The organism is Caldimonas sp., assembly GCF_046289365.1.
Lineage (GTDB): Bacteria > Pseudomonadota > Gammaproteobacteria > Burkholderiales > Burkholderiaceae_C > Caldimonas.
Genome location: NZ_JBKBVU010000257.1, coordinates 1 through 3,589, shown reverse-complemented (window position 1 = coordinate 3,589; position 3,589 = coordinate 1). Strand labels below are relative to the sequence as shown.

Here is a 3,589-nt window from a genome sequence, read left to right as displayed (position 1 = left end):
CCCCTCCCCTCCAGGCCAGAACCCCCCTCCAACAACTTCGCAGATTTCCCCCCCCCCCCCCCCTCCCCCCCTCCCGACCCGGCCCTCGGTACACGCGTCGAGGCCCTGAAGCGCTACCAGCAGGCCCGTTTCCGCCGGACCTACGCCGACCTGCTCGCCAGCCCCCGCCATGGCCCGCCGGCCCGCTTTTTCCTCGACGAACTCTACGGCCCGGGCGACTTCAGCCTGCGCGACGCCCAGTTCGCCCGCATCGTGCCGACCCTGGTGCGCCTGTTCCCGCGGCACATCGTCGAGACCGTGCTGCGCCTGGCGCGCGTGCACGCCCTGTCCGAACGGCTGGACACACGGATGGCGCAGGCCTTGAACGGCCTGCCCCTCGATCCAGGCCGCTACGTGCGGGCCTGGCAGACCTGTGGCGAACCCGACCAGCGTCGCCTGCAGCTCGAGCTCACGCTGGCCGTCGGCCGCTCGCTCGACGGCTACGCCCGCCAGCCCATGCTGCGCGCCAGCCTGCACATGATGCGCGGCCCCGCCAAGGCCGCCGGCTTGGGCGACCTGCAGCGCTTCCTCGAAGCCGGCTTCGACACCTTCCGCGCCATGGGCGGTGCTGAGGAGTTCCTGCATTGCATCGAGACCCGCGAGCGCGAACTGATCGAGCGCCTGTTCGCACCCGATGCTGTCGCCTTGGCGACAGGCCCGGGACGAGCGAACGACCGTGCGTTAGTGCAATTACCGTTGGCATGAGTCGGCCAGCCTCCAAGAATCGGGGACGTTTCCTCGATCTGGAGTCACCGTGTCTGCCGTATCCATCGCGCTCGAGACCAAGCCCTGGCTGAAGCACTACCCCCCCGGCGTGCCGGCCGAGGTCGAGGTCGACGTCTATCAGTCCCTGCCCGAGCTGCTGGAGGAGGCCTTCCGCAAGCACGCCTCACGCCGTGCCGCCATGTGCATGGACGTGGCCATCACCTACCGCGACATCGACGAGATGTCCGCCGCGCTGGGCGCCTGGCTGCAATCCAAGGGACTGCAGCGCGGTGACCGCGTTGCCCTGATGATGCCCAACGTGCTGCAGTACACCGTGGCCATCGCAGCCGTGCTGCGGGCAGGCTTCGCGGTGGTCAACGTCAACCCGCTCTACACCCCGCGTGAACTCGAGCATCAGCTCAAGGACTCCGGCGCCAAAGCCATCATCCTCCTCGAAAACTTCGCCACCACGTTGCAGGAAGTGATCGACCGCACTTCCGTGCAGCATGTCGTGCTGGCCGCGATGGGCGACATGCTCGGCTTCTGGAAGGGCCTGCTCGTCAACTTCGTCGTGCGCCACGTGCGCAAGATGGTGCCCGAGTTCAAACTGCCGATGGACCGGGGGCGCACCGTCACCCGCTTCAACATGGCCCTGGCCGAAGGCCATCGCATGAGCCTGCAGCGAGCGCCGATGTCGCCCAGCGACGTCGCCTTCCTCCAGTACACCGGCGGTACCACCGGCGTCTCCAAAGGCGCCACGCTCACCCACCGCAACGTCATCGCCAACATCCTGCAGACCGAAGCCTGGTTCAAGCCCATGCTCGACAAGCTGGGCGACAAGCCGCTCACCGTCGTGTGCGCGCTGCCGCTCTATCACATCTTCGCGCTGACGATCTGCTACATGATGGGCGCGCGCCTGGGCTCGATGAACCTGCTCATCCCCAACCCGCGGGACATCCCCGGCTTCATCAAGACACTGCAGAAGCACCGTGTCAACATGTTCCCGGCGGTCAACACCCTCTTCAACGCCCTGGCCAACGAACCGGACTTCGCCCGTCTGGACTTCTCCGAGCTGGTGGTCAGCAACGGCGGCGGCATGGCCGTGCAGAAGGCCACCGCCGACAAATGGCTGAAGATCACCGGCTGCCCCGTCGTCGAAGGCTACGGCCTGTCCGAGACCTCGCCCGTGGCCACCAGCAACCGCCTGGACCTCAAGGAATTCACCGGCACGATCGGCCTGCCCATCCCCTCCACCGACATCGCGATCCGTGACGACGACGGCCGGGACCTGCCCTTCGGGCAGCCGGGCGAAATCTGCATCCGTGGCCCGCAGGTCATGGCCGGCTACTGGAACCGTCCTGACGAGACCGCCAAGGTGATGACCCCCGACGGCTTCTTCCGCTCCGGAGACATCGGCGTGATGGACGAGCGAGGCTACGTGAAGATCGTGGATCGCAAGAAGGACATGATCCTGGTCTCGGGCTTCAACGTCTATCCCAACGAAATCGAGCAGGTCGTCAACCTGCATCCGGGCGTGCTCGAATGTGCGGCGGTCGGTGTGCCCGACGCCAAGTCCGGCGAAGCCGTCAAGCTCTTCGTTGTCAAGAAGGATCCGACCCTCGTCGAGGAAGACCTGATCGAGTACTGCAAGCAGAACTTCACCGCCTACAAACGCCCGAAGTACATCGAGTTCCGCGACGAGTTGCCCAAGTCCAACGTCGGCAAGATCCTGCGCCGCGAACTGCGCGGCTGAAGCCGGCGCTGCGCTGCCCATGGGGCCGCTTCCCGACGACATCCGCGTCCTCGAGCGAGGCTGGCTGTCGTCGAACAACATCCTGCTCCTCGACGACGACCCCGACGGCACCCTCCTCGTCGACACCGGCTACGTGAGCCATGCCGATCAGACGCTTGCGCTGGTCGAGCAGGCCCTGCAGGGGCGACGGTTGCGCGCGATCGTCAACACCCATCTGCACTCGGACCACTGCGGCGGCAACGCCGCCTTGGCCCGCCGCCATGGCACCCCGATCTGGGTGCCTCAGGCCGAGTACCAGGCAGCCCTGGCCTGGGATCCCGAGCACCTCAGCTTCCAGGCCACCGGCCAGCGCTGTGAGCGTTTCGTTCCCGATGCGGCGCTCCAGCCGGGCGACACCCTGCGTCACGGCCGGCGCAGTTGGAACGTGATCGCCGCCCCGGGCCACGATCCCCATGCCCTGATGCTGTTCGATGCCCAGGACGGCCTGCTCATTTCGGCCGATGCTTTGTGGGAGAACGGCTTCGGTGTGGTCTTTCCCGAGCTGGTCGGTCAGCCAGGTTTTGACGACGTGCACGCCACGCTGGCGCTGATCCGCAGCCTGGGGGCACGCCGGGTTCTTCCCGGTCACGGCCGCGCGTTCGACGACGTCGAGGCGGCCATCGATCGCGCCCTAGCGAAGTTGGCCGGCTTCAGAGCGGACCCCTTGCGTCATGCCTGGTATGCCGCCAAGGTGCTGGTGAAGTTCCACCTGCTCGAAGTACGCCGTCAGACCTGGCCTGAACTGCTTGCCTGGCTCGATGCCACCCCCTACGTCCGCCTGCTTCATCAGCACTACTTCTTCAGCCAGCCCTGGCCGGCTTGGCAAGTGGCCATCGTGGACGCCTTGTGCGCTTCCGGCGCCTTACGGCGCGACAGCGACACGATCGTCGATGCCTGACCGTGGGTTGTTGGGCTGGGGATTGGAGAGGGTCCTGATCAAAAACAAACCCCCACCGCCTTGGTAGGTGGTGGGGGTTGGAGGGATGTAGCCTGACGATGACCTACTTTCACACGGGAGACCGCACTATCATCGGCGCTGAGGCGTTTCACTGT

Annotated in this window: 3 protein-coding genes; all 3 read left to right on the top strand. The window is 66.2% G+C overall.

The annotated features are described in order from the left end of the window. The coding region (locus tag ACK42S_RS16530; RefSeq protein ID WP_409710093.1) for an FFLEELY motif protein at positions 1–744 on the top strand (744 nt) is incomplete at its 5' end. 49 nt (positions 745–793) lie between these two features. After that, a complete protein-coding gene (locus tag ACK42S_RS16525) occupies positions 794–2,497 on the top strand; it encodes a long-chain-fatty-acid--CoA ligase (RefSeq protein ID WP_409710090.1) in 1,704 nt (567 codons plus the stop codon). Positions 2,498–2,516: 19 nt separating this feature from the next. After that, the gene (locus ACK42S_RS16520; RefSeq protein ID WP_409710087.1) at positions 2,517–3,434 is read left to right on the top strand and encodes an MBL fold metallo-hydrolase; all 918 of its coding nucleotides are present in this window, start codon (positions 2,517–2,519) and stop codon (positions 3,432–3,434) included. Positions 3,435–3,589: the final 155 nt, after the last annotated feature.

Excerpts from the sequence above, each read along its gene's own strand:
- ACK42S_RS16520 (WP_409710087.1), top strand. The coding sequence starts at position 2,517 with ATGGGGCCGCTTCCCGACGACATCCGCGTCCTCGAGCGAGGCTGGCTG.